The 25,954-nt window shown below is 52.2% G+C and carries 24 protein-coding genes and 2 pseudogenes; 21 read left to right on the top strand and 5 right to left on the bottom strand.

Annotated elements, in window-relative coordinates:
• Window positions 1-18: 18 nt before the first annotated feature.
• Window positions 19-222 (top strand): annotated as a pseudogene (locus tag GP475_RS12670) (zinc ribbon domain-containing protein); the annotation flags it as partial.
• Between the two features lie 45 nt (window positions 223-267).
• Entirely contained in the window at window positions 268-714 is a 447-nt protein-coding gene (locus GP475_RS12355) for a hypothetical protein (RefSeq protein ID WP_223144700.1), read from the top strand.
• Between the two features lie 245 nt (window positions 715-959).
• Here the strand turns inward: GP475_RS12355 and GP475_RS07605 are convergent, their stop codons facing one another.
• Window positions 960-1,763 (bottom strand): MerR family transcriptional regulator, encoded by an 804-nt coding sequence (locus GP475_RS07605; protein WP_187973832.1) that lies wholly within the window; start codon window positions 1,761-1,763, stop codon window positions 960-962.
• Window positions 1,764-1,886: 123 nt separating this feature from the next.
• On the opposite strand from GP475_RS07605, the gene GP475_RS07600 reads away from it, so the two are divergent.
• The 11 genes from GP475_RS07600 (at window position 1,887) to pyk (ending at window position 12,848) form a co-directional block, all read left to right on the top strand.
• Window positions 1,887-3,428, top strand: a complete 1,542-nt coding sequence (locus tag GP475_RS07600; protein ID WP_187973831.1) for an MBL fold metallo-hydrolase — start codon at window positions 1,887-1,889, stop codon at window positions 3,426-3,428.
• Window positions 3,429-3,802: 374 nt separating this feature from the next.
• Entirely contained in the window at window positions 3,803-5,233 is a 1,431-nt protein-coding gene (locus GP475_RS07595) for an MFS transporter (protein ID WP_187973830.1), read from the top strand.
• A 39-nt stretch (window positions 5,234-5,272) separates the two neighbouring features.
• Entirely contained in the window at window positions 5,273-5,908 is a 636-nt protein-coding gene (gene hisH / locus GP475_RS07590) for an imidazole glycerol phosphate synthase subunit HisH (RefSeq protein WP_187973829.1), read from the top strand.
• A 28-nt stretch (window positions 5,909-5,936) separates the two neighbouring features.
• Window positions 5,937-6,695, top strand: coding sequence for a bifunctional 1-(5-phosphoribosyl)-5-((5-phosphoribosylamino)methylideneamino)imidazole-4-carboxamide isomerase/phosphoribosylanthranilate isomerase PriA (priA, locus tag GP475_RS07585; protein ID WP_187973828.1), 759 nt, complete (start codon window positions 5,937-5,939; stop codon window positions 6,693-6,695).
• 10 nt (window positions 6,696-6,705) lie between these two features.
• Window positions 6,706-7,494 (top strand): inositol monophosphatase family protein, encoded by a 789-nt coding sequence (locus tag GP475_RS07580; RefSeq protein WP_187973827.1) that lies wholly within the window; start codon window positions 6,706-6,708, stop codon window positions 7,492-7,494.
• Window positions 7,495-7,540: 46 nt separating this feature from the next.
• Entirely contained in the window at window positions 7,541-8,317 is a 777-nt protein-coding gene (hisF, locus tag GP475_RS07575) for an imidazole glycerol phosphate synthase subunit HisF (RefSeq protein ID WP_187973826.1), read from the top strand.
• Window positions 8,314-8,676 (top strand): phosphoribosyl-AMP cyclohydrolase, encoded by a 363-nt coding sequence (hisI, locus tag GP475_RS07570; protein ID WP_187973825.1) that lies wholly within the window; start codon window positions 8,314-8,316, stop codon window positions 8,674-8,676. Before hisF ends, hisI begins: the two co-directional genes overlap by 4 nt.
• A 23-nt stretch (window positions 8,677-8,699) precedes the next feature.
• Entirely contained in the window at window positions 8,700-9,362 is a 663-nt protein-coding gene (locus tag GP475_RS07565; protein ID WP_187973824.1) for a TIGR02234 family membrane protein, read from the top strand.
• A gap of 110 nt (window positions 9,363-9,472) precedes the next feature.
• Window positions 9,473-10,288, top strand: coding sequence for an indole-3-glycerol phosphate synthase TrpC (locus GP475_RS07560; protein ID WP_187973823.1), 816 nt, complete (start codon window positions 9,473-9,475; stop codon window positions 10,286-10,288).
• Window positions 10,289-10,321: 33 nt separating this feature from the next.
• Entirely contained in the window at window positions 10,322-11,284 is a 963-nt protein-coding gene (gene lgt, locus GP475_RS07555) for a prolipoprotein diacylglyceryl transferase (RefSeq protein WP_187973822.1), read from the top strand.
• A gap of 133 nt (window positions 11,285-11,417) precedes the next feature.
• On the top strand, window positions 11,418-12,848 hold the full coding sequence (gene pyk, locus GP475_RS07550; protein WP_187973821.1) for a pyruvate kinase: 1,431 nt from the start codon (window positions 11,418-11,420) through the stop codon (window positions 12,846-12,848).
• Between the two features lie 84 nt (window positions 12,849-12,932).
• Here pyk and GP475_RS07545 read toward each other — a convergent pair.
• From GP475_RS07545 to GP475_RS07535, 3 genes and pseudogenes are all read right to left on the bottom strand, one after another.
• Window positions 12,933-15,322: pseudogene (locus tag GP475_RS07545) on the bottom strand (glycogen/starch/alpha-glucan phosphorylase).
• 75 nt (window positions 15,323-15,397) lie between these two features.
• Complete coding sequence (locus GP475_RS07540) at window positions 15,398-16,660, bottom strand: amidohydrolase (protein ID WP_224400525.1); 1,263 nt, start codon at window positions 16,658-16,660, stop codon at window positions 15,398-15,400.
• Between the two features lie 71 nt (window positions 16,661-16,731).
• Window positions 16,732-18,069 (bottom strand): DUF4921 family protein, encoded by a 1,338-nt coding sequence (locus GP475_RS07535; protein ID WP_187973820.1) that lies wholly within the window; start codon window positions 18,067-18,069, stop codon window positions 16,732-16,734.
• A 29-nt stretch (window positions 18,070-18,098) separates the two neighbouring features.
• Between GP475_RS07535 and GP475_RS07530 the strand changes: the two genes are divergently transcribed.
• Window positions 18,099-18,494: a hypothetical protein gene (locus tag GP475_RS07530; protein WP_187973819.1), complete on the top strand. Its 396-nt coding sequence runs from the start codon at window positions 18,099-18,101 to the stop codon at window positions 18,492-18,494.
• Here the strand turns inward: GP475_RS07530 and GP475_RS07525 are convergent.
• On the bottom strand, window positions 18,491-19,594 hold the full coding sequence (locus tag GP475_RS07525; protein WP_187973818.1) for a glycerate kinase: 1,104 nt from the start codon (window positions 19,592-19,594) through the stop codon (window positions 18,491-18,493). The two genes, GP475_RS07530 and GP475_RS07525, sit on opposite strands and share 4 nt — an antisense overlap.
• Window positions 19,595-19,732: 138 nt before the next feature.
• Between GP475_RS07525 and gdhA the strand changes: the two genes are divergently transcribed.
• The 7 genes from gdhA (at window position 19,733) to GP475_RS07490 (ending at window position 25,917) form a co-directional block, all read left to right on the top strand.
• Window positions 19,733-21,079, top strand: coding sequence for an NADP-specific glutamate dehydrogenase (gene gdhA, locus GP475_RS07520; RefSeq protein WP_394367375.1), 1,347 nt, complete (start codon window positions 19,733-19,735; stop codon window positions 21,077-21,079).
• Window positions 21,080-21,155: 76 nt separating this feature from the next.
• Entirely contained in the window at window positions 21,156-21,914 is a 759-nt protein-coding gene (locus GP475_RS07515) for a DivIVA domain-containing protein (RefSeq protein WP_187973817.1), read from the top strand.
• Window positions 21,915-21,944: 30 nt separating this feature from the next.
• Complete coding sequence (locus GP475_RS07510; protein WP_187973816.1) at window positions 21,945-22,478, top strand: YceD family protein; 534 nt, start codon at window positions 21,945-21,947, stop codon at window positions 22,476-22,478.
• Window positions 22,475-23,257, top strand: coding sequence for a ribonuclease III (gene rnc, locus GP475_RS07505; protein ID WP_187973815.1), 783 nt, complete (start codon window positions 22,475-22,477; stop codon window positions 23,255-23,257). Before GP475_RS07510 ends, rnc begins: the two co-directional genes overlap by 4 nt.
• Before the next feature lie 6 nt (window positions 23,258-23,263).
• Window positions 23,264-24,115 (top strand): bifunctional DNA-formamidopyrimidine glycosylase/DNA-(apurinic or apyrimidinic site) lyase, encoded by an 852-nt coding sequence (gene mutM, locus GP475_RS07500; RefSeq protein WP_187973814.1) that lies wholly within the window; start codon window positions 23,264-23,266, stop codon window positions 24,113-24,115.
• Between the two features lie 45 nt (window positions 24,116-24,160).
• Complete coding sequence (locus GP475_RS07495; protein ID WP_187973813.1) at window positions 24,161-25,636, top strand: alanine/glycine:cation symporter family protein; 1,476 nt, start codon at window positions 24,161-24,163, stop codon at window positions 25,634-25,636.
• Window positions 25,633-25,917, top strand: a complete 285-nt coding sequence (locus tag GP475_RS07490; protein ID WP_187973812.1) for an acylphosphatase — start codon at window positions 25,633-25,635, stop codon at window positions 25,915-25,917. The genes GP475_RS07495 and GP475_RS07490 overlap by 4 nt, the downstream gene beginning before the upstream one ends.
• Window positions 25,918-25,954: the final 37 nt, after the last annotated feature.

Below are 25,954 nucleotides of genomic sequence, written 5' to 3'. Positions count from 1 at the left end.
ACAAGCACGAAGCCATCATTGATCCTGAGATCTGGGACGAGGTACAACGCTACATCGAGCTGCGCAAAAGCTACGGACGCAAAACCGAACAAGCTTTTCTCCTGCAAAATCCGCTGCGGCAACTGTGGTGGATTCTACGGAGCAGTAATTTGGCATGCAGGAAGCAAATACGAAAAGGACTATTGGCAGTGCTCGAACAGATACCGTGGTAAGAAACTCGGCTGTAAAACACCCCACGTCTCTGACGAAAAACTCAAAACCATCGTTGTGAACGCCATCAACCGAGTGCTTGAAAACAAAAATGAAATCATCAGCCACTTCAGGGAGGTGGGCGACACACTATTCGACGTCGATAAAGCACGAGCCGATCTGGCAAAAGCCCAAGGTGAACTACAAGTCACCGAAACCTGCCTGAAAGACCTCATCGAATCCAACGCACGCATCAGCCAAGACCAAGACACCTACGAGACCTGCTACCAACAACTGGCTGCCACCTACGAAACCCAAGAATGCGAAGCCAAAAAGGCAGAACAGCAACTCGTAGAACTCGAGCACAAACGCTACCAAGTCGACGCATTCCTTAAACGGCTCGAACAACAAGACCACCTGCTCGCCGAGTTCGACCCCATACTGTTCTACGCATTGGTCGAACACGTCACCGTCTACGCCAAAGACGACATCCGCGTGACGTTTAAAAACGGAATGGAAATCTAGAGGCAAAACTTAAAACGACCGAGGTTGGCTGCACATAAGCGGCCGGCTTTTCTCATGCTCGTAAACCCTGATCTGCTAGCGCTTTTCCCGTTTTCGTACGGTGCTCAAGATTTTCACGGCAGTCGGTAGGCGTTAGACTACACATGGCTTGCCGCAGGCGCTAAGCTGGTGAATTCTTATGAGCATTTCTCCTAAAAATAGTGCTAATTTTGTTGGATGGTACACGTTTTATGTTCGTGATAGGTTTAGGTCGAAATCTGTACCTCGATGGGGAAGATGTCATGCCTATAAGTATCTAGTGTCATATTGGTGATGACTACCAAATCGGCGTCTTCTTGTTCTGCCAATATGCTTTCGTATACGTTATGAGAATAGAATAATGCGGTCTGAGATTCTTGATAGCAGTAGTATTCCTTTTCCTTCAGGACAAAAATCCGCTCATCATCGGTTGGCGGATTGAGTACCTCCAAGAAAATACTGGCATTAATTGATGATTGGAGCCCTCGCTCGAGCAAAATGCCGATTGGGAAAGTGTATCCTGAGTCAAAGCCCCGTTCTTTTGCCTGCGTAAAGAGGGCAAGCGATTGTTTTGAAAAACTGGCGAAATCCTTTGGATCCTCCAACGGTTTTTTAAGAATATATCGTCGGTTGATGCGCCGAACGTAATAGTCATGTCGATCTTTGTACCTGTCATTGTTGCTAATGCAATCAAGAGCATATTGAAGTCGCATCAGAGTCGTTTTGTATTTTTCAATTTTGTCTTGCGTAATCCGTTTCCCATCCTCAAAGAGTTTTTTGACAGCTAATACCCCATCTTTACCTCGGTATTTGGATGTTCCTTTGAGCGGAATACCCATTTCTAGGCACAGCAAAATCGTGTCCAGATCAACTAGCTGGCTCACCGTGTAGTAGCGGTACTGGGTATGCGGATCAATATACGCAGGTATCAGTGCCCCCACCCGTTCGTAGTACCGAAGTGCTTTACTGTCGACATTACGCAAAGACCCAAATTCGCCAATCGTCAGATAATCTCGTTCTTCGATTTCCATTTTTGACCTTCCTATAATAGTAAGGTTTACGATAACACAAGAAAGCAATTGTTGTAAGCGCACCTTTGCGGAGGCAACGATAGCGTATGTTCAACCATAAAAAAGATGACGAGGAGTACGACAATGAACTTAACAATAGAAAATGCTATGACTTTTGTAGAAAAAGTAGCAGAAAAACTAGGTGGCGCAAACAGTATCAAAGAGATGACATCCTTGCAGATGTTTGGTTATGGACAGTATGCCTATATGTGGGGTGGAGGTAACATCTCCGCTTCACCAGACGCCCCACAAAAGTATATGGCGGCAAATGAATTGCAACGGAATTGGAACTTCAAAGAGGACACCTTCCAGATGAAAGAGCGGCGCAACATGCTGTTTCCCTTTGCTGCTGAGTTCGGACATGCCTTCTACCCTCTTAACCAAGTATTGGATGGCGAGATTGCCTACGATATTTTGCCCGATGGCACGATGAAACGAGTTGCTGAGTTTTTACAGGATCCACTCACAGTCGATGGAAGAAGAATCAGGCGCTTATGGTCACTTACAAACCCGGTGGTCGTCTTACATGAACTGCTAAATCATAAGCTGACAGTTGAGCATATTCAGGAAAAGACAGATTTGGTAGAATTAGCGTTGGCTACGGCCGCTGGAGATAAGCTGAAATTTTTAGTGGATAAACGTTCGCTCCTTCCTGAACAGATTAAATGGAATACCGCGCAGACCAATTTGGGAGAAGTGACATTTACGACGACGTTTACCGGCTACATGCCCTTTGATGACCTGCATTTCCCCATGGGATACAGCACCAAAATAAACTTTCGAGACATCGTATATTTTAAGGTCTATGTCGATGGCTACCGAGTAAACCGAGACGTCAAAAGCGTCCAGGCCCCAGAACATATCGCCAGCGCGGATATTCCCCAGGAGTTTTTGCCGCCTTTGAGCGTTGAACGGGTTGACGACGGCGTATGGCGAATTGCGGGAATAGGAGGTACAACGGTCATTGAGTTTGACGACCATCTCACTCTCTTTGAACTATATTGGAATCAGACCCAGGCAAAAGCCATCATCGATTTGGCCAATACGCTCGTCCCAGGGAAGAAAGCAACCGACCTTATCATTTCTCATCATCATTTTGACCACACAGGCGGATTTAGGGCAGCGGTGGCCCAAGGGCTTCGTATCTATGCGAATCGTGAAAACGAAGGTATCCTGCGCGAGATGGCGCAACGCGAGACACCGGATTTTGAAGATATCATTACGCCCACCACAGACCGTAACTTTGAGTTTGTCCCGATTGACGAGCACATAAGGCTTGAGGATTCCAAAACGATCCTAGATATTTACCGTGTGATTTCAAATAGCCATATGGCGGATGCTGTTTTTGCCTACCTTCCACAGCAGCAGATTTTTATGGACAGCGATATCGCAACTGCAGGATTCGATTGGCAGTTCTGGCCAGATAGCTATCTGGATAATCTGGAGCGGTACGAGTTGCAAGTGAGTAAGGTCACCACCGTACACGAAAAGGTGCTGACGCATAGCGAAGTGCTGGCCTATATCGAAGCAGGAAAACAGCGAATACAGGAACGGCATGTCAAGTATTTGGGTATGAACGAGTACCTGCCAGGATTTCCTGTGTTTAGAACCCGGAAAGATAACTAAGCAAAGGAATATGTGCCCCGAACATTTAAAATAATTCTCTATACCCAGCCATCTGAACTGCCGACCACACGGGAGCAGTCAGCTTTTCGCACGGCTAGCAAGATTTTCGTACGACAGCCAGTAGGCGTTAGATTGTATTCTTAACAGTAGGAAAATGGAACCAGCTTGCTATAGTGGCTCAGGATTCGGCGGCTCAGGGTGCGGCAAACCCACCGTGGTTGATCTAGGTTGCTTTTCTTATCGCTGGGCTCCTCGTGGGCGGAAGCTGGTCACTGTATCAGGCTGATAGGAAGGCGCTGAGCATAGCGACGGCAATCCTAGCGGCCGCCTTTTTAGCCTTGGCAATTGTTTTGTTGATGGGAGTGATGACCTAAGTGGCGCCACGGGCTCTGACACCGGAGAAGATCAATCAGATCAACAGCGTATGGCAGAGTCCTGGTTTTATTGCCACGCTGATAGCGGTGGCTGCCGCTTTCGGTAGCTACGCTTTGCTTCTTCCCGTTATTCCCCTGGCTGTGGTGGATGCCGGGGAATCAGAGTCTCTTGCTGGTTCGGCTACGGGAGTATTTATGGCAGCGACTGTGTTGACCCAGATACTCACCCCCACCATGCTGCGCGCTATGGGGTATAACCCGGTGATGGTGGGGTCTGCTTTTATGCTCGGTTTTCCAGCCCTAGGTCACCTCTTGGGACTTGACCCCTGGAACGTCTTAGGTTTTTCAGCCCTCCGTGGTGTTGGCTTCGGAGCTTTGACTGTGGCCCAATCAGCATTGATCGCGGAACTTGTTCCGCTGCGATGGCTAGGAAAAGCCTCCGGCCTACTCGGCGTGGCAGTGGGCTTGTCTCAAATGCTCTTTCTCCCCATCGGTTTAAGCGTCAGCCGAAACTTTGGTTTCCACGTCGTCTACCTGCTCGCAGCAGCAGTGGCCTTGATTTCGGCTCTCATGTGTCTGTCCATCCCCCGGCTTCGCCCCACCCCACCAACTACACCCTCGCAATATCAACATATGGATGAACAGGAGGTTCCTCCACCAGCCACCTGGAAACTGATCACGGTTCCTGCCCTGGCAGTAACCTCCCTCTCAATGACATTCGGGGCAGTATCGTCTTTTCTCCCCATCGCGGTAAACCAAGTGGATCCGGTGTCCGGCTCCATCATCGGCGGGCTCATGCTCTCCATCCTCGGGGCGTCGATGATGGTTTTTCGTTTCCTTTCCGGCATGGTTGCAGATCGTCGCGGAATGCCCGGATTAACCATGATTCCCTCCCAGCTGGCTTCTTTGCTCGGGACGTTATTGATAGCAGCCGTCCTCGCCTGGAACTGGCCCTTATGGCTCCTGGTTTTAGCAGCAGTGTTATTTGGCGGCGCCTTCGGTATGGTGCAAAACGAGGCGCTGCTTTCTATGTTCTTCCGGTTGCCGCGATCACGAGTTTCCGATGCCTCGACCTTGTGGAACATCTCTTATGATGCCGGTACCGGCATTGGTTCCGTCCTCCTTGGGGTGGTGGCGGCCTCGTTGAGCTATAGCGGGGCTTACACCCTAGGAGCAGCGATTATTGCCTTGGGGCTTGTCATCACCATCGCGGACCATGTTGTTGGTAGGCACCGTATTACGGAGCATTCAAATATGCGGGCCCGGCTGCGCCAGGTGCCGGTAGCGCGCAAAGCCGTCTATGGGGTCCGGAAAGCTCGACGGGTAGCAACGCGCCCAGTAGAGGTGACCAAGTTATTAGTCCGACGCCCACCTCGGCCCGGCTGGAAGAATCGTGGCGCGGTGACTCCGCCGAACCAGGATGAGGGCTAACTGTTGGGTCAAGAACCCTAACCCACTAAACTTTCGGCCATGAGCTCCACCGTTGCCCTCCTCGATTATGGATCTGGGAATTTAAGATCTGCCCACCGCGCCTTGGAAAAGGTCGGAGCACAGGTCACGTTGACTGCTGATCCGCACACTGTTCTTAACGCTGATGGGCTATTAGTACCCGGGGTGGGAGCTTTTGAGGCTTGCATGAATGGGCTCAAACGAGTACACGGGCCCCGAATGATTGGTGAACGCCTAGCTGGAGATCGCCCGGTTTTCGGCATCTGCGTAGGGATGCAAGTACTTTTTGAACGAGGAGTAGAACACGGCTCCACCGCCGCAGGTTGCGGCGAATGGCCGGGTGTGGTGGAACGTCTAGCGGCTAAGACTTTGCCCCACATGGGATGGAATACCGTTGAGCATCCAGAAAATTCGGAGCTGTTTCAAGGGTTGTCTCCCGGTGAAAGATTTTATTTCGTGCACTCCTATGGGGTTCGGAAGTGGGATTTTCCGACCGATGGGCCTACCACACCACCCTTGGTGAGCTGGGCTGATCATGAATCAGATCGGTTTATTGCGGCCATTGAAAACGGGCCCTTGTGGGCTACCCAGTTTCACCCTGAAAAGTCTGGGGACGCAGGTTTAGCCCTGCTAGAAAACTGGGTGCGAACACTTTAAGGCGTAGTTCCGATTACACTTAACAGCCATGAGCTTTACTCTTCTTCCTGCGGTGGATGTTGTACGTGGCCAAGCGGTTCGCCTTGATCAGGGGGAGGCTGGGACCGAAAAGGTTTATGGTTCTCCCATGGAAGCTGCCCAGGAGTGGCAAGACCAAGGTGCTGCGTGGCTGCATTTCGTCGATTTGGATGCTGCGTTTAACCGTGGTTCTAACCATGAGCTCATGGCAGAAATCACTCGTAACCTGGATATTAAGGTGGAATTGACCGGAGGAATCCGGGATGATCAGTCTCTGGAACGGGCCTTGGCAACAGGTGCCGCCCGAGTAAATATCGGTACCGCGGCATTAGAAAAACCAGAGTGGATTGCCCGGGTTCTGAAGGAATACGGGGATCAAGTGGCCGTGGATTTAGCTCTTCGCCAAGAAAACGGAGAGTGGCGTGCCAGGGGCAATGGTTGGGTATCTGATGGGGGAGATGTGTGGGAAGTATTAGAGCGGTTAGATGCTGCCGGCTGCCGCCGTTTCGTTGTTACTGATGTGTCACGAGACGGCACACTGACCGGCCCTAATATTGACTTGCTGAGGGAAGTTTCCGCAGCAACTGATGCCCAGGTAACAGCCTCTGGTGGGATCTCCACCCTGGAAGATGTCCGTGAGGTTTCTCGCTACCACGATGAGGGGATTGATTCCGTCATTATTGGTAAAGCTCTCTATGAGCATAAGTTCACCCTGGCAGAAGCCTTAGCCGCCGTTGAGACTCAGACGCGTCCCCACACCCAGGGCTAGGGGTTAGACAATGGATCTGTCACAGTTGCTTTCTCAGGCGGAGGAAATCTGTACCGAGGCAGAACATATTTTCCTTGATGGGTTAGGGGCAGATCCCACTACCTTTAAGGCGCCCGGGGATTTTGCTACCGACGTTGACGTTCATATTGAAGAACTCCTCCGCACCCGGCTGAATCAACTCACCGGAATCCCGGTTTTCGGAGAAGAACAAGGCGGCAGCCTCAACCATCAAGCGGTCTGGGTAGTTGATCCGGTTGATGGAACCTCTAACTATGCTGCTGGCAACCCCTTATGCGCTATTTTGATGAGTCTTATTATCGACCAAAAACCGGTCATTGGTATCACATCTCTGCCCACTCTTGGGCGACGCCTGAGCGCCTACCGCGGCAGTCCGCTCCTCATCAACGGCTCACCTTTCCGCCCGGAGTCTCGCCCTTCCACCCTAGTTGGGCAGGTGGGATTTTCTTCAGTATCGTCCCCCGCCGCCTCAAAATTCCCCTCCATGGTTCGCCAGGGTCTCCTTTCAGAATTAGCGGATACCTACTTGCGCCCTCGAATCACCGGATCAGTGGGGGTAGACCTAGCTTTTAGCGCTCAAGGAATCTTCGGCGGTGCGGTATCCTTTTCACCCCATATTTGGGATAACGCTGCGGGCGTCGTGCTTAATCGCGCTATTGGAGGATACGTCACTGACACCAGCGGACAACCCTGGACTATTCACTCCGATAGCTGTGTAGTGGGGTCCCCTCAAGCTCACTCCGCCATCATGGCTACCATGAGTAGAAACCTACCCACCTAAGAAGCCTCTCTCACCTGGTTCCCTGTTTTGGAAGGACGGTTGCCTCATGGCTGTGGCAGTTCGTGTCATACCGTGTCTCGATGTCGATGATGGTCGTGTTGTCAAAGGGGTTAATTTTGAAAATCTCCGAGACGCCGGTGACCCGGTGGAATTAGCCAAACGCTACGACAAAGAGGGAGCTGATGAACTTACCTTTTTAGACGTTACTGCTTCGCGACACGGCCGAGGCACGATGTTGGAGGTAGTTCGACGCACAGCCGAGCAAGTATTTATCCCCCTGACTGTGGGTGGAGGTGTGCGTACCGAAGCAGACGTTGACCAACTTCTTCGCGCAGGCGCAGACAAAGTTTCCGTCAATACAGCAGCAATTGCTCGGCCCGAACTTCTCGGTGAGCTTTCCCGGCGGTTCGGTGCCCAATGCGTGGTGTTAAGCGTTGATGCCCGACGTGTTCCAGACGGAGCCGAACCCCAGCCTTCAGGCTTTGAGGTAACCACTCATGGTGGCACCCGAAGTGCTGGGATAGACGCCATTGAGTGGGCTCGCCGTGGTCAGGAACTTGGGGTGGGGGAGATCCTCCTTAACTCTATGGATGGGGACGGCACAAAGACAGGATTTGATGTCGAACTCATTGATAAAGTTGCCGCGGCGGTGGATGTTCCTATTATTGCTTCGGGTGGGGCTGGACATGCAGAGCATTTTGTTCCGGCGGTAGCAGCTGGAGCTGATGCAGTGCTGGCGGCCAGTATTTTCCACTTTGGGGAAGTAGCAATTTCTGAGGTAAAACAGGCACTGAGTAAGGGTGGATATGAGGTGCGCACGTGAGTTCAGATAACCCAGCTGACTATGATTTAGACCCCCAGTTTCAGGAACGCGTGAAATTTAATGAGGCTGGACTTGTGCCAGCTATTGTGCAATCAGCCGATCAAGAATCTGAAGTGCTGATGATGGCGTGGATGGATTGTCATGCCTTGGCGTTTACTCTGGCTACTCGACGGGGAACCTATTGGTCCAGGTCTCGCGGAGAATACTGGATTAAAGGGTTGACCTCCGGGCATACCCAAGAGGTGACTGAGGTACGGCTGGATTGTGACGGGGATACCGTCTTGGTCAAGGTGCATCAACAAGGCGCAGCGTGTCACACGGGGACGCGGACATGTTTCGATGGTGACCAGCTACTGTGACAGATTTAAAAGGGAAAACTGACGTGGACAAGGCACAAGAGGATAAAACTCGGGCCCGTTTTGCCGCTCTTCTTTTAGGAATATCAGCTTTAGTGATTTGGCTCAGCTCTCGGATGGCCTGGGTCAGTATTTCAGCCTTTGATGACAAATCCGGAGAGCACCATGAAAATCTGGTTGGCGCATCCTGGTCTACCGAGATGACTGCTCTTGCCTTGGTGCTCATTGCTGGATGTATTGCCGCTTTGGTGTTGCGCCGATGGGGTCGACGCATCATCGGGTTGGTTGCTGCTCTTGCTGCCGTGGGTGCTTCCTGGGCGCCGATGCACCTGTTATTAACCGGCGGAGACCCGGAGCGGGCTCGATCTATTTTGACCTCCGGGGCCAATAATGCCCGGCTGACCGACCCAGTGAGCTTGTCACAATGGGCCCAGCTCACCGACATGCAGCTTCATCCGCTATGGCCAGGTGTTGCCCTAGGAGGATGTGCTCTCGCCTTGTTTGCTGGGGTGCTGTTGATGATTAGGCCTGGATCTGATTCCGCATCCCCGGATAAATATCAACGAAAACAACAACGAGAACACACTATCCAGCAAGAATTAGCCGAAAACTCTGATTCCGACCGGGTGATGTGGGACGCCTTGGATGCAGATATCGATCCCACAGATGCGGATTCACGTTCCTGCTGATTTCTTTCTTGCTTGCTTTCCGGATAACCTATACAGCTACAAGGAGCGTCGTGCTCTAATTCACTTTCCGCAGGGGTGTGGGATGGTGGAAGAAAGCGAGGTGAGGGCTGATGGTACCGGTGGTCGTAGACTACCTCGTGGCGCAAGTGCGTCGCCGAGTTTCGCTGCGGGAAGCCGCCCTTCCTTTTCCTGAGATTAAAGAATTAGCAGCACAAACCCCGGCGCCCTTGGATCCGACCTCACCTCTCCTGGCGCCGGGGTGTTCTATTATTACCGAGCTGCAATGTTGCCAGCCACAAGGCAGTGACCCGTGGGAATACACCGGGATCAAGAGCATCGCCCAAGAGTGCGAAGCTAGCGGTGCTGCGGCGCTTTCGTGTCACACTGATTTGCCGCCATTTTGTGGGTCCCATGAGGATATGCGACGAGCCAAAGGTGCCGTCAATATTCCTCTGTTGTGTCGGGATGTCATTATTGACCCCTATCAAATTCATGAAGCTCGCTTCTATGGTGCAGATATGCTCACTGTATCCTTAGGGCTTCTACTTACTCGGCACAGTGAATCCTTGGTAGATCGAATTGGATCCCTGGGAATGACTCCGGTTCTTGAAGTCCGTAACCCCAAAGAAGCCGAATTGGCGGTGTCACTAGGAACCGGGATTATCGGTATCAATCCTCAGCTGTGGGGCAAGGCTTCGATAGACCGAGAATTGATTTTCCAATTGATACCGTTGGTCCGGCGTGGGAATCAACCGATTGTGGTGTTAAGTGGGGTGACAACTCCAGCTCATGTCGTAGCGTGTGCCCGGCTTGGGGCAGATGCTGTGATAGTCAGTCGCGGGATGTCTACCACCAGGACGCCTGGCTCCTTGACCCGAGAAATGGTGGCAGCCGGTCAGCATCCGGCTATCGGCACCGAGAATTAGCGGTACCTGCGTAATGTAAGGCACACTAGGGGAGTGCATCTTCAAAACTTAGCTGCTATTCCCTCTCCACCCCAGGGAGTTTGGTATCTGGGGCCTATTCCCATCCGGGCCTATGCCCTCTGCATCATTGCTGGGATTGTCGTTGCTTTGTGGATCACTGTTCGTCGTTATGTCGCTCGTGGAGGCAACCCCAACGTCGTGTGGGATGCTGCTATAGTCGCTATCCCCTGCGGCATCATCGGCGGGCGACTGTACCACGTCATCACGGACTATCCTAAATATTTCGGTCCCGGCGCACACCCTATTGATGCACTCAAAATCACCAACGGTGGCTTGGGGATTTGGGGTGCCGTGGCTCTTGGTGGAGTGGGGACGTGGATCTTTTTCCGAAGAAAAAACCTTCCACTTGCCCCGTTCGCAGACGCCATTGCCCCCGGCATTATTCTGGCCCAAGGCATCGGGCGGCTAGGAAATTGGTTTAATCAAGAACTTTATGGTCGTCCCACGAATGTTCCGTGGGCTTTAGAGATATACCAGCGAGTCGATGCGCATGGTCGGATAGCTCCTTTGACTGGTCATTCCACCGGTGAGGTATTAACGACGGTCCACCCCACCTTCCTTTATGAACTGCTATGGAATGTTTTAGTGTTCTTTATTCTCCTCTGGGCAGATCGCCATTATCGCTTAGGGCATGGTCGGGTTTTCGCCTTGTACGTAGCGCTCTATACCGCCGGTCGGTTTGTGGTGGAAGGAATGCGTTCTGATGAGGCAACCATGGTGATGGGGCTTCGGATTAACACCATTGTGTCGGCAGTGGTGTTTATCGGGGCGGTAATTGTCTTCCTGCTTTTAGCTCGGGGACGAGAAAGTGAGCAACAGGTCACTGGAGGGGAAAATAGGGCGAAGGTCATTGATTCATCTGAAAAAGCCCAGGTGGGTGAAGAAAATAGTGATTCTTCTCCGGTTCGAATAGAGGATAAGCACGAAGGCGCGTAGCCTTTGAAGCGTGCTCATTCGGGATCACGTGGAAAATCCCCTAAGATTCGTTCCCGAACGGGCGAAAGCCAACATAATCGGGCAGAGAATGCCGGTTTGATGTCGAATGAAGTAACAAGGGTGATGAATTTCAGTGGATAGAAGAACCAAGATCGTCTGTACGTTGGGTCCGGCGGTAGCGAGCAAGGAGGGGATTACCTCCCTCGTTAACGCTGGTATGGATGTAGCGCGGATGAACTTCTCCCATGGTGATCATTCTGATCATGAGCAGAATTACCGATGGGTGCGTGAAGCTACCGATGAAACCGGACATGCGGTAGGGATCCTGGCTGACCTCCAAGGCCCGAAAATTCGCTTAGGGCGGTTTACCGATGGCTCGACCTTCTGGGAGACTGGTGAGACAGTAAGGATCACCGTGGATGATGTGCCGGGTACTCATGATCGGGTTTCTACCACCTATAAGGGGCTTGCTCGAGATGCTCGTCCTGGAGATCGCCTGCTGGTTGATGACGGCAAAGTTGGTTTAGTATGCAAAGCCGTTGAAGGTAATGACGTTGTATGCGAAGTAACTGAAGGCGGCCCGGTATCTAATAACAAAGGCGTATCTTTACCGGGAATGGATATTTCTGTTCCGGCTTTGTCCGAAAAGGACAAAGAAGATCTGCGGTTTGCCTTGAAGCTAGGGGTGGACATTGTTGCTCTATCCTTTGTTCGCTCTCCGGCAGATGTTGACCTCGTGCATGAAGTCATGGATGAGGTCGGGCGACGGGTGCCCGTAATTGCGAAACTAGAGAAACCCGAGGCAGTAGATGCGCTTGAATCTATCGTTTTAGCTTTTGATGGCATTATGGTGGCTCGCGGTGATCTCGGTGTGGAAGTTCCCTTGGAACAGGTACCGCTGGTGCAAAAGCGCGCTATCCAGATTGCCAGGGAAAACGCCAAGCCAGTTATTGTGGCTACTCAGATGCTGGATTCGATGATTGAAAATTCCCGGCCAACCCGCGCTGAGGCTTCAGACGTTGCCAATGCGGTGCTTGATGGTACTGATGCAGTGATGTTATCGGGAGAAACCTCGGTGGGTGTTGACCCGGAGAATGTGGTGCGAACAATGGCGAAGATTGTTCGCCACGCCGAGTCTCACGGCAGTGTTCCGCCGTTGACTCATATTCCGCGCACCAAGCGGGGTGTGATTTCCTACTCTGCACGGGATATTGCCGAGCGTTTGAACGCTCGGGCGTTGGTAGCCTTCACTACCTCCGGCGATACCGCCCGACGTGTGGCGCGGTTGCATTCTCACCTGCCGTTGTTGGTATTTACTCCGCACCCGGCTGTACGTTCCCAACTGGCGTTGACATGGGGAGTGGAAACCTTCTTGTGTGAACCGGTTGAGGATACTGATTCCATGATGCAGGAAGTGGATTCAGCTCTTTTGGCTATGTCTGACTATGAACGCGATGACATGATGGTGGTTGTGGCTGGTACCCCTCCAGGGGAATCGGGAAACACCAATATGATTCATGTCCATTTGCTCGGAGAAGATACCTCGAAGCCGGTAGCTGATTAGCACGGCGGGGGTAAGTTTTACCCCGTTAATAGAGGCAGAAGAAATGCGGCTAGGTTGATATCCTAGCCGCATTATTGAGATGAACTATGCTATGGGGTTGGGGGTCAACCGCCATACTTCCCGGGCATAGTCATCGATGGTGCGGTCGGAGGAAAAACGACCAGATTCGCAGATATTAATCCAGCACTTTCGTGCCCACGCGCGCGGATCGGCCAGATAATCAGCCGCCATGCGGTCACGAGTTGCGCGGTAATCAGCAAAATCTCCGAGCACGTAATAAACGTCGGGAGTTTCCCAGCCGCCTTCATCAAGGAGAGAACTTAATAGATCATGGAACATTCCCGAGTTATTGTCATCCAGGTGTCCATCTACTAGGGCGTCAAGGGTTCGACGTAAACCTGGGACGGTTTCATAGGCGTCCCGAGGACGGTAGTTTTGGCGCAAGGCGTTGAGCTCATCATTGCGAGCCCCGAAAATGTAGGCGTTGTCTTCTCCAACAGCATCAACAATTTCGACATTGGCGCCATCTAAGGTCCCGAGGGTGAGGGCACCATTCATCATGAACTTCATGTTGGAGGTCCCAGAGGCCTCTTTGCCGGCCGTGGAGATCTGTTCGGAGATATCGGCTGCCGGAATAATTTTTTCCGCGGGAGAGACGTTATAATTTTCCACGAAAACCACATGCAAGATGTGGTTGACTTCCGGATCATTATTAATCAAGTCGCCGATGGCATTGATGAGCTTAATAATCGCTTTGGCGCGAACATAGCCGGGGCAGCTTTGGCGCCGAAAATAAATGTCCGTGGCGGTATATCAGTTTCCCCATCTTCCTTAATGCGGAAATAGAGATCGAGGAAATAGAGGGCGTTCATGAGCTGACGCTTGTATTCATGAAGACGCTTGATCTGGACATCAAAAATGGAGGAGGGGTTGAGGACTTCGCCTTGGCGTTGCTTGATCCACTCGGCGAAATCCTGCTTATTGGCTTCTTTAATGGCCAATAATTCATCCATGATGGCGTTATCATCGACGAAATGACGGAGGTTGTGCAGTTGGTGCAAATCCCGGACCCAGGCGTCGGACCCGGAAAGTCGAGTTAATAATTCCGACAATCGAGGATTACACATCTTCAGCCAACGACGCGGGGTAACACCATTGGTTTTGTTGTTGAATTTTTCTGGCCACAACTCATGCCAATCCCGCAGCGTCTCAGACTTGATGATATCCGTGTGCAGGGCAGCGACACCGTTGATGGAATACGCAGCGTAACAAGCAATCCACGCCATGTGTACGGTGCCGTCATGGATCGGAGACATGTAGTGAATGCGCTCCTCATTCAGCCCACGAGAGCGCATGTCTTCCCGGAACCGGCGATCAATCTCGCACACAATTTCCCAGACGCGGCCAAATAGCTGCTGGAAAATAGAGGTGCTCCATTGTTCTAAGGCTTCAGCCAACACGGTGTGGTTGGTGTAGGCAAAGGTCTGAGAGACAATATCCCAGGCTTCCTCCCAGCCGAGGCCATGATCATCCATTAACAACCGCATGAGCTCTGGAATGGCTAGCACCGGGTGGGTGTCATTGAGTTGAATGCAGTTGTACTCTGCGAATCCGCGCAGATCATCACCATGATGCTCACGGTAATTGGCAATCATGGCCTGAAGTGACGCTGAAGTGAAGAAATACTGTTGACGAACGCGCAAAACCTTGCCGGCATAGGTGGTGTCATTGGGATAGAGAACCCGGCATAAATCCATCACCCGTTCGCGTTCCACGATGGCGTCAGTAAACCGCTGAGAGTTAAAAGCTTCATAGTCGAATTCATGCAGCGGCTCAGCTTTCCACAGCCTGAGAGTACCGACATTCTTGGTGCCATATCCGGTGATCGGCATGTCATAGGGGATGGCTCGACACACCATGTCATCAAAGGTAACGGTGTATTGTTCGTCTTCTCGGCGGACCACGAAGGGGTAGCCGTCTTCTTTCCACGCATCGGGTTGCTCTACCTGGAAGCCCTGCTCAAAAATTTGACGGAATAATCCGTAGCGGTAGAGCAAACCATAACCGGTGACGGGGAGATCCATCGTTGCGCAGGAATCGAGGAAACAGGCGGCAAGTCGGCCTAGACCGCCATTTCCTAACGCGGCATCATTTTCAGCTTCAAGGACGTCGCTGAGGTTGTGGCCCAGTTGGGATACAGCCTGTTCAGCCTCTTCCACCAAATCCAGGTTGGTGAGGTTATTGAGCAAGGCTCGTCCCATCAGGAACTCAGCAGAAAAATAATGCTGACGACGTGTAGCAGCATAAGCACGAGTGGTTTCTTCCCAGCGGTCGGCTATTTGCTCCATGACGGCGTCGGACAACCCAAACCAAAACTTGCGGGAGGTCGCTGAGGCTGGGCTTTTTCCGGCGGCGGCGCGAACATGGCTGCCGACAGTATCGGACAACGCAGGAAGAGAAGCGGTGTCGCTCATTGACACAGGAGACTCCTGGACTAGGGGATGAGGTCAAAGTGGTCCATGATCATTCACAGACTCATTCGATATACCTTAACCCAGGTACGCCAAGATCGCTGACAAGGCCGCATGTGTGGTGGCGTACACCGTAGGTTCATACTCGGGTAAAAAGGTGCTTTGGTGATTAACTGGGACGTCTTGAGCCACGCGCTTGGTAGCTACCGCGTGATCCCAAACCTGACGCGGAGTGCAGCCGATAACCCAATACATATAGGGAACCCCAAAGGCTCGGGGGATATTGGCGAAATCTTCTGACACGGTGGTGCGGTGCGCAGTCACGGAATCTGGGCCGAAGACTTCATCGAAAACTGGGCGCACGGTCTGGAAAACCTCAGGATGATTATTGATCATTTCCCCGTGTCCAAAGAATTGGAAGGTTGGTTGAGCTTCACATCCTGAGGCTTGGCATTCAGCTTCGACGACACGTCGGATTGCGGCATACACGTGGCGTTTTACGGAATCATCATAAAAACGGCAGTTCAAAACCAGTTCCGCAGTGGCGGGAATGATGTTATTTGTTGAACCTGCTTTGAGCGTCCCCACCGACACCACCGCAAAATCATTGGGATTGACCTCACGAGACACTATCGCCTGGAGCCGAACCACAATCATTGCGGCAATAAATGTTGGGTCAATTGCTTGGTGAGGCATAGAACCATGGGCACTTCGACCGGGAATGATAATCCGGATGGAATCACAGGCGGCAAATTGTGCGCCTGCCATAGTTTGGACTTCACCTGCCCGCCCCGGCATGATGTGCTGTCCTAGACAAACATCAGGGCGAGGTATTCGATCAACTAAACCATCGGCGACCATGGTTTCAGCGCCGCGCCCATTTTCCTCAGAAGGTTGGAATAACGCGAGGAAAGTTCCGTGCCAGACATCGCGTCGTTCATCTAACACTTTTAATAACCCCATGAGCGCTGTGGTGTGCATGTCGTGGCCACAGGCGTGCATGACGTGAGTTAACTCCCCATTCACCCCAGGGCGCATCCGGGTTGAGGCAAAAGGGACCCCGGTGGTTTCTTCTACCGGTAGTGCATCAAAATCTGCTCGGAATAAGGCACAGGGACCCTCGCCGTTGCGAAGAACGGCGACGATGCCAAAGCCCCCGATGGGGGAAATGACTTCACAGTTGATGTCGGATAGTCGACGCAGAATCCGTTGCGCTGTTTCTTGTTCCTGCCCAGAAAGCTCTGGATGCTCATGGAGATCCTGGTAGAACTCGCGCTGCCAGCTAAGATCCACGCCATGATTCTTGACAAACTCGGCAATAGCGGGACTCTCAGCCATCATCTTTCCTCTTCCTCGGTGAGTAACAACTAATTCTTTTAGCGAAGTCCCATTATAGACCTGTGTTTTCAGTCTTAAAGGCGCAGTAGCGGGTTATAGCGCAAGGGATTGCGCTGAGCCTGACACTCCGTGGCAATACGAATTTGCTGGGAAATGTGTCCTTCATCGCGGAGTCGATATAGCTCTGGAACCACTTTGTCGCGAACGTCCACCGGTGAGAGCGTGTTGACATATATCTTGGTGCCGCCTTCAAAACCGGCGAGGGTAGATACCCGCCATTTGATGTTAATGCGCCAGGGCATCGCTAAATCCAGGCCTGGGGGACGATGGTGCCATTCCTCATTACATGCCACATGGGGACCAGCTGCCGCATGGCAGGCGTGGATAAGATCACTCATTCCTCGAACCTCGTCCTCGCTCTGAAGCCACGGTTCTGAGGTCTCAGAGCGAGAATACAACGTGAGTGTGGGGTAGCGGTGCCCAACCCCAGCAGCCACTATTCCATAATCATTTTCAGCAATGACGAGGTTGTGCTGGAAAGCGAAGTCGGCTCCCCATTCGTTGTACATGTTGGGATTTTGACGCAGCCGAGAAATTTCTAGTTCTGCCTGGACAGAGGCCTCATCAATAGCAACGAGCTGCTTGTGGAGATGCTCAAAGGACGCGCCGGCTGGAGATAACCAATTTTGAAAGGCGACGACGTACTGGGCATAGCGGTTTCTTTCATAAAGATCGCGCATCGCGTCTACGGTGAACAGAATAAACCCCGCATGTTCTTCCTGCGTCAAGGTTCCTGAGGAAGCGAGCTGGGAACTGTCAACGGCATCATCAACATAGTGGCGTCGGGCGATAATGACGTCGTGTCCTCCGGCGAAATAAGAGGGAGCCAAGGCTAGCAGGTCATTATCCTTAAAAGTTTCGGCATCGTGGTGGCGTCCAGAGGCTTTTAACCTGGTCCTCACAATGTTCTTGACGTGTTCTTTTCCAGCCGGGTCACGGAGATAGCGCTCCATTCTCGCGGAGGTTTCTGGGTCCGGAGAGTACTGATAGTTTTCTCGCCAATAGTCATAAGAAACGATTTCAAAAAGATTGGGGACACGTCGAAACTCAGCCGGATGGCTCGCTAATTCATCCGGCAATAAACCACGAAGAATTTCCCAATGATCGCCAATTCGCACCATTCGGGCTTTCTCAGGCGGGGTATCGAGTGGACGCTCAGAACCGAAAGCATCTTGCCGATACCGCATATCATCATCAAGCGGCTGGGGATTGGCGATGGAACGCGCTAAGGGACGATTCCCCCGGCCTGGAACCGTCCAGACCTCGGTCCCAGAAAAGGGATTGACTTGCTTGATTGTGCCGTCCGCCATGGTGGTCAGCGGGTTCGGCCGGAAATTCATGGGAGCTGTCATATCTCCCAGGGTATCGCTAGAGTGTCCTCATGCCCGTGATCCAATTTGATTGTCTTGTCCCGGATTCACTTGCTGATCAATTAGCCAGTGCTTTTGGTGCCGCTATGGATAGACTCGCCGAGGCTGGGAAACTTGAGTCCGCAGCTGTTGACCACACCCCTGATCCTCATCTGGAAGAAGGGGTAGAAGCGCAGCTGCGCGAGACCTTTAGTCAAGAACACGGCTTAGGTGCCGATGATATGAGGGTGCACAGATACGCCATCTCCCTCATCGGGCTGCACGGTTCTGTCAATCAGTTAGCCATGGTGCTCTCTCGATTTTTGACTCCTCAGGCGCAATTACCTCAAGATCCAGTGTTATTGATGAGGGAAACCGATTATGAACTACCGGCGATCTTCCCGTGGAAGATCGAAATTCTTCCTTAAGAGTTCTGCTGGCTTAGGGAACGTGCGATGTCTTTTCCAGCTTCTCGCAACTGCCAGCTCACCTCCCCGGGAGGTAGCTGATAAGCGCTGAGGTGTTGAGGTAAAGACAACGTCTGGTCGACTTTCCCGGCGACAACGATCATCGGAACCCCGTGCTGGGCAGTGAGCTCAGCTACATTACCAATGATTTTTCCGCTAAAAGACTGCGAGTCCAAAGCCCCCTCGGCACTAATAACCACATCTGCTTGCGAGATTGCGTCAGCTAGGCGTTGTTTTTCCATAACTGTGGCTGCCCCTGGCTTAAGGCGCACGTGCTCGTCGTTGCCGTGGATAAATCGCGACAGCCCGAGGACTCCTACCCCGGCAGCGCCGGCTGCGCCCAGCCGAGGGAGCCGAGGATCAATATCTAAAACGCCACAAAGATGGGCAATCCCAGCATCAAGTGTTAGCACTTCTTCTTCCGACGCGCCTTTTTGCGGGCCAAAGACGTGGGCGGCTCCGTGTTCGCCGATAGCAGGGGAGGTTACGTCACCAAGAAGCTCCCACTCAACAGCAGCAGCAGGAACATTAAGTTCGGTGATATTAAAACGAACAATTTCACTGAGGTGTCCGCCGCCCGGGGCAACGGGATAGCCGCGGGAGTCTAATGGCTGAGCGCCAAGCGCCACCATGATCCCGGTACCTCCATCAGTGGTAGCGGAACCACCAAGGCATAGCACGATGGTGGTCGCACCCCGAGTACAGGCATCAGCAATAAGAACTCCAGTGCCATACGTATCTGCCCGCAGCGGTTGAAGATTGTCTGAGACCTCAGGCAGACCTGAGGCAGCCGCTATATCAATATGCGCGGTGTGGTGTTGCGCGTCCCAATAATAGGTAGCTTCACTCAACCGCCCGACGGCGTTGGTGGTGGGAAGGGTAATCTCTTCTCCACCTAAAATTTCGGCGGTGCCTTCACCACCATCGGCGAGGGGAGTGCACACGATGTCAGCATGGGGTAAGAGCTGGTGAATACCGTCCGCCAAGAATTGAGCCGCGTCGGATGCGGTGGCAGTACCTTTGAGGGAATCGGGGCAAATCACGATGCGAGGAGAAGCCATGGGCAAAGATTAACCTATGGTGCACTATCACGCGCGAATGTGAGTCAAACCATACAAATATTATTTGCGTTCATCTACCTGCCGATAGAAAGATGAGTAGAGTCTTCCACGATTAGTCTGGAAAGAAGGGTTTTTCTGATGAGTGCAGATGAGCAGGTTTCGAGTTATTACAACATGTTGCTTAAGCGAAACGCCGGAGAACCGGAGTTTCACCAAGCAGTGGCAGAGGTCCTTGATTCTTTAAAAATTGTGTTGAATAAGGATCCTCACTATGCCGACTATGGCTTGATCCAGCGCCTGTGCGAACCAGAGCGTCAACTGATTTTCCGGGTGCCGTGGGTTGATGACCAAGGGGTAGTGCAAGTCAACCGTGGATTCCGGGTGCAATTTAATTCCGCTTTAGGGCCGTATAAGGGTGGTTTGCGTTTCCATCCTTCAGTGAACCTGGGCATTATTAAATTCCTTGGTTTTGAGCAAATTTTCAAAAACTCCCTGACCGGCCTGCCTATTGGTGGCGGCAAAGGTGGTTCTGACTTTGACCCCAAGGGGAAGTCCGACGGTGAGGTCATGCGCTTTTGTCAGTCCTTTATGACTGAGCTTCACCGACACATCGGCGAATACCGCGATGTCCCGGCTGGGGACATTGGAGTCGGTGGACGCGAGATCGGTTATCTCTTTGGACAATATCGTCGCCTGGCTAATCAGCATGAGTCTGGAGTCTTAACCGGTAAAGGATTGACCTGGGGTGGGTCCTTAGTGCGCACCGAGGCGACTGGTTATGGGACCGTGTATTTGACATCTGAAATGATGAAGGTCAATGACGCTAGCCTCGACGGCGCTAAAGTGATTGTCTCTGGTTCAGGCAATGTCGCTATCTATGCCATCAGGAAAGCCCAAGAACTAGGTGCCACGGTCATCGCGTTTTCCGATTCCTCCGGTTGGGTGGAATGTCCGGAGGGGGTAGACGTCGACCTTCTCAAAGAGATCAAAGAAGTCAAACGTGGACGCGTTGCTGACTATGTAGAAAATAGTGATTCCCCAGCTACGTTCCATAAAGATGGCACTATCTGGCAACTAGCCTGCGATGTTGCTCTGCCCTGCGCTACCCAGAATGAACTCAACGGTGACCATGCGCGTTTGCTCGTCAAGAATGGTTGCCGCTTCGTGGCAGAAGGTGCCAATATGCCATCCACTGCCGAAGCTATTGAGGTTTTCCGTTCCGAGGGAGTTCATTTCGCGCCCGGTAAGGCGGCTAATGCTGGTGGCGTTGCGACCTCCGCACTGGAAATGCAGCAAAATGCCTGCCGTGATAGCTGGTCTTTTGAATACACCGATGAGCGTCTTCACAGGATCATGTCCAATATCTTCCAGAATATTGATTCCACCGCTAAGGAATACGGCCGGGAGGGTGACTACGTTATTGGTGCAAATATTGCTGGCTTTAAGAAAGTTGCCGACGCCATGCTGGCTCAAGGTGTTATCTAAAAATCAGGGTTAAAGACTCTAGTTCTAGGCCGTGGCTCCACCTCTTGGGGACGCGGCCTCGCTACAATCTGGGGGCATGTACCGCGTCTTTGAGGCCCTTGATGAATTAGTCCAAACCGTAGAGCAAGCCTACGGCGTTCCCATGACTTCTAATTGCATGGTGCCGCGCAATGAAGTGCTAGCTTTGCTCGATGATCTCCGCAATGCCTTACCCGCTGAAGTTGATGATGCTCAGGATGTCTTAGATCGGCGCGATGAGCTGATCCGCGGCGCTGAGGAACGTGCCCACGATATTGTGGCTGATGCTCAGGAGGAAGCAGACCGGCTAGTAGATGATGCCACAGCCCAATCCCACGACATGATTGAGGACGCTCAGCAACGCGCCAGCAGCACTGTGGCTAAAGCTGAAGATGAAGCCAACCATATGGTCAGTACCGCTCGGGAAGATGCTGAAGACATTGTGGCTCGGGCCCGTGGCGAAGCTGATCGCTTGGTAGCTGATGGCAATGACCATTATCAGCGCAGTGTTGAAGAAGGATTAGCGGAACAGCGTCGGTTGGTTTCTGAGTCTGAGGTCGTACGTCGAGCTAATGAAGAGGCACACCGTGTTGTCGATGCTGCGCACAGTGACTCACGGAAACTCCGCACCGAGTGCGACCAGTTTGTCGACGGCAAGCTCGCTGATTTCGAAGAGACCCTCTCAACAGTCCTACGGACTATTTCTCGCGACCGTCAGGCATTACGCCGGGGTGCGGGAGCCGGAGGTGCTGACCGAGGATACGGAGAGTACTCTGAGCGATCCTATTCGGATCGTGACTATGGATACGACAATTAGTGGGGTAGGCAGGTAGGCTTTACAGTCACCATGACTTCACCTTTTATCTTTGATGTCGCTGACTTATTGAAATCTGGCGACCTACCAGAACACCGTGTCCAAATTGGGCCCAGCCCCACTCGAATTGGAGTGGAAATGATTGGTATCCCCGAGGGTCAAGAGGTCACGGTTGAGGCCACTTTGACCCCGCTAGGCGATGCAATCATGGCAGACGCTGATGTCCGAGCCATCCTCACCGGTGAGTGTGTGCGCTGCTTGCATGAGCTGCGTCCGGAATCCTCCTTCCATATCAGCGGCGTTTTTAGCGCTGATCCACATTTTGTGGAAGGGAACCCTGATGAGGATGATGAGGATATTAATGATGGTTTAGGGCACGTTGATAATGGGAAAATTGATCTGCTTCAGCTTCTTATTGATGAGGCGGGATTAAGCCTTCCCTTTAATCCGCAATGCCTTGGTGGTTGCGTAGATGATGACACCGTCCCAGCTCCAGACGGGATTTCTGGAGAAGACGAGGAGAAGCTTCCGGATCCCCGGTGGGCTGGATTGGAGAAATTCTTATGAGCCGGAAACGAACTCGGCTCAGCGGTCCTGAAGCCCTAGCCCAGGCCTACGCCGCCGTTGATCACGCACCCTTAGTGGAGAAACTAGGGGTAGAGCTATCAGATGATCTGCTACGGTTAGCCTTGACCCACCGGTCTTTCGCCAACGAAAACGGAAGTTTGCCGAATAATGAGCGCTTAGAATTTTTGGGTGACGCGGTCCTCGGTTTATCAGTCGCCGGACAGCTCTATCAGCAATATCCGGAGCGCCCAGAATCCGATATTTCTAAGATGCGCGCGTCGATTGTCTCTCGTTATGGCTTGGCGGATATTGCACGAGCTATCAATTTAGGACCTCACATCCTGCTAGGCCGCGGTGAACAAAGCACTGATGGAGCCAATAAGGATTCTATTCTGGCGGACACGACCGAAGCGTTGCTAGGCGCCATTTACCTAGAGCATGGTTTTCATACCGCTCGCGATGTGGTGTTGCGGTTATTCCGTCAGAAAATCGATCATGCTACTGCTCAGGGGCGCCACCAAGACTGGAAGACCACCCTTCAGGAACGGGTATCTCACCGGCGCTTAGGGTTGGTGACCTACCAAACCACCACCAGCGGCCCAGAGCACGAGCTGCATTTTTTTGCTGATGCAATCGTCGCCGGACGCATCTTTGGGAAAGGCGAGGGCACCAATAAGAAACTAGCCGAACAAGCTGCGGCACATCAGGCTTTCTCGCGGCTTCGCGGTGACATTAATGAACTCTTGGCCACGTTGCCTAAGGTTGACTCGGAAAGCTAGGAATTTGTGCCTGAGCTTCCCGAAGTAGAAGTTGTCCGACGCGGCCTAGAGTCTCATCTCCTAGGCACGAGTTTCCACCATGTTGAGGTCTATCATCCGCGCGCTAACCGCGGACAAGACGGTGACCTCGCTACTCTTCTCGGCAACAGTAAAATCACGGCAATTCGTCGCCGCGGTAAATACATGTGGTTTGACCTCAACCACGGAGACAGTGCACTTTTTGTCCACCTGGGGATGAGCGGCCAAATGCTGGTAGGCCCGCCGGGACAAGTCACCTCCCCTCATCTGCGCATCAAAGCTCTACTGTCTGATCCACTTCATCCGGAAGCACCGATGAAACAACTCAGTTTCTTGGATCAACGCACCTTCGGACGGTGGCTCTGGTGCCCCTATGATGAGACTGGCGTCCCGGTCCCAGTCAGCCATATTGCTATTGATCCCCTGGATCAAGATTTCGATAGTCGCGTGTGCGCTCGCCGGATCCGAACAAAAAGATCTGAGATTAAACGGGTGATCTTAGATCAAACTGTGGTGTCGGGAATCGGTAATATTTATGCTGATGAGGCCCTATGGGCGGCGGGAATAAAACCAACCCGCAAAGCTTACCGATTACGGTTCACAGATGTAGTAACACTGCTGTCATGCGTCCAAGAAGTCATGCTCAAAGCCTTAGCGGCTGGGGGGACGAGTTTCGATAGCCTCTATGTGAACGTTAATGGGGCGTCGGGATATTTCTCCCGATCCTTGGTGGTATATGGGCAAGAAGGCAGGGCCTGTCCGCGTTGTGGCACAACTATTCAAAGAGTGTCGTGGATGAACAGATCTACCCATTGGTGCCCAGGGTGTCAATTACTTTGATCCTGAAATGGTGTTGTGTATCACCGGCGGGGTAGCATGCCTTTCATGGCAACACTGGAATCCTTCCTGACAAACGGGATCAACCCCTTTTTATGGACGTGGGTTGTCCCAATCATTTTGATTTTGGCCGGTTTTTACTTCGGCTTACGGACATTGTTGGTCCAAATCCGGATGATTCCGGATATGTTCCGAGCAGTAACTGAACGTCCTGTTCCTCATGAAGGCCACAGCGGAGAAAAAGATGATCAATCTATTTCTGCGTTTAAGGCTTTTTCAATTTCAGCCGCGTCCCGCGTAGGTACGGGAAACGTGGCCGGTGTCGCGGTTGCGATTTCTCTCGGCGGTCCGGGCGCTGTGTTCTGGATGTGGATGATCGCGCTCCTCGGCGGCGCTACCGCTTTTGTCGAATCCACTCTAGCTCAGCTCTGGAAAACAAAAGACGGTAAGGCTTATCGTGGTGGTCCCGCCTATTACATGACTAAGGGACTCAATACTCGCTGGTTGGCTGTGATTTTCGGTATTGCCATCACCATCACCTATGGTTTTGTGTACAACGCAGTGCAAACGAACTCCATCGTTGAGGCGGTATCGAACTCACTCGACTATGATGGGATGAACCTGAAAATCGTGGTGGGAATTGCCGTCGCAGCTCTTACCGCAGCCATTATTTTTGGCGGGGTACAACGTATCGCAAACGCCACCCAAGTCATTGTCCCCTTCATGGCTGGTGCTTACCTGCTTATCGGGGTTGTCGTACTGATCTTAAATGCTGAAAAGATCCCGGGTATGCTCGCCGACATTATTGGCAGCGCTCTTGGTCTACGGGAAATAGCTGGAGCTACCCTGGGTGCTGCTTTTAGTAATGGTATGCGTCGTGGTCTGTTTTCTAATGAAGCCGGTCAGGGGTCTGCACCTAATGCTGCTGCCACCGCCACGGTGTCGCACCCGGTGAAACAGGGATTAGTACAAACCCTAGGTGTGTATTTTGATACTCTCCTGGTTTGCTCAATTACCGCTTTTATTATCTTGCTGTCCAACCCTCAATTTGGTGCGGACATGAAATCAGCCACCCTGACCCAAGATGCTCTCGCTGCCGAAGTTGGACATTGGGGTATCCACTTCGTTACTTTCATCCTCTTTATTCTCGCTTTTTCCTCAGTCATTGGAAATTACTATTTGGCAGAAACCAACATTATGTTCTTTACCGAATCCCCCACGGTGCTTAAGCTATATCGCGTAGTTGTGTTGCTCTGCGTCTTCGGGGGAGCTATTGGAACAGTGCCACTAGTCTGGGCCCTGGCTGATACGTTCTCAGCGACGATGGCAATTATTAACCTCATCGCTATTGTGCCCTTGGGTGGATACGCCTTTAAACTGTTGCGCAATTACTCTGTCCAGCGTAGTCACGGCCTCGATCCAGTATTCCATCGTTCAATGCTGCCGGAGGCTAAAAACGTGGATTGCTGGGAAGGCGATGACCCAGTTACTCGTGATTGGGAGAAAGGAGCGAAGGTGCTATGAGCCAAAGCCGGCTGACTGCTTTTGTTCACGGCACAGTCCAAGGGGTTGGGTTTCGTTGGTGGACGAGGAGCCAGGCTTTGTCCTTAGGCTTAGCTGGTTCAGCGAGGAATTTGCCCGACGGCAGGGTGTGCGTGGTTGCGGAAGGAGAGGCAAAAGACGTCGAGTGTCTCTTGCGGTGGCTTGAAGAACAACCCAGCACCACCAGACGTCCTGGTCAGGTTGACAAGGTCATTGCCCAGTGGTCAGAACCACGGGGAATATCTGGTTTTGAAACGAGCTAGAATTCGGGGGATCGGGGGCTAGCACGTAGGATAGTCG

The organism is Corynebacterium poyangense, assembly GCF_014522205.1.
Taxonomy (GTDB): domain Bacteria; phylum Actinomycetota; class Actinomycetes; order Mycobacteriales; family Mycobacteriaceae; genus Corynebacterium; species Corynebacterium poyangense.
Note: the sequence above shows the minus strand (reverse complement) of the source record. Positions and strands in the feature narration are given on the sequence as shown.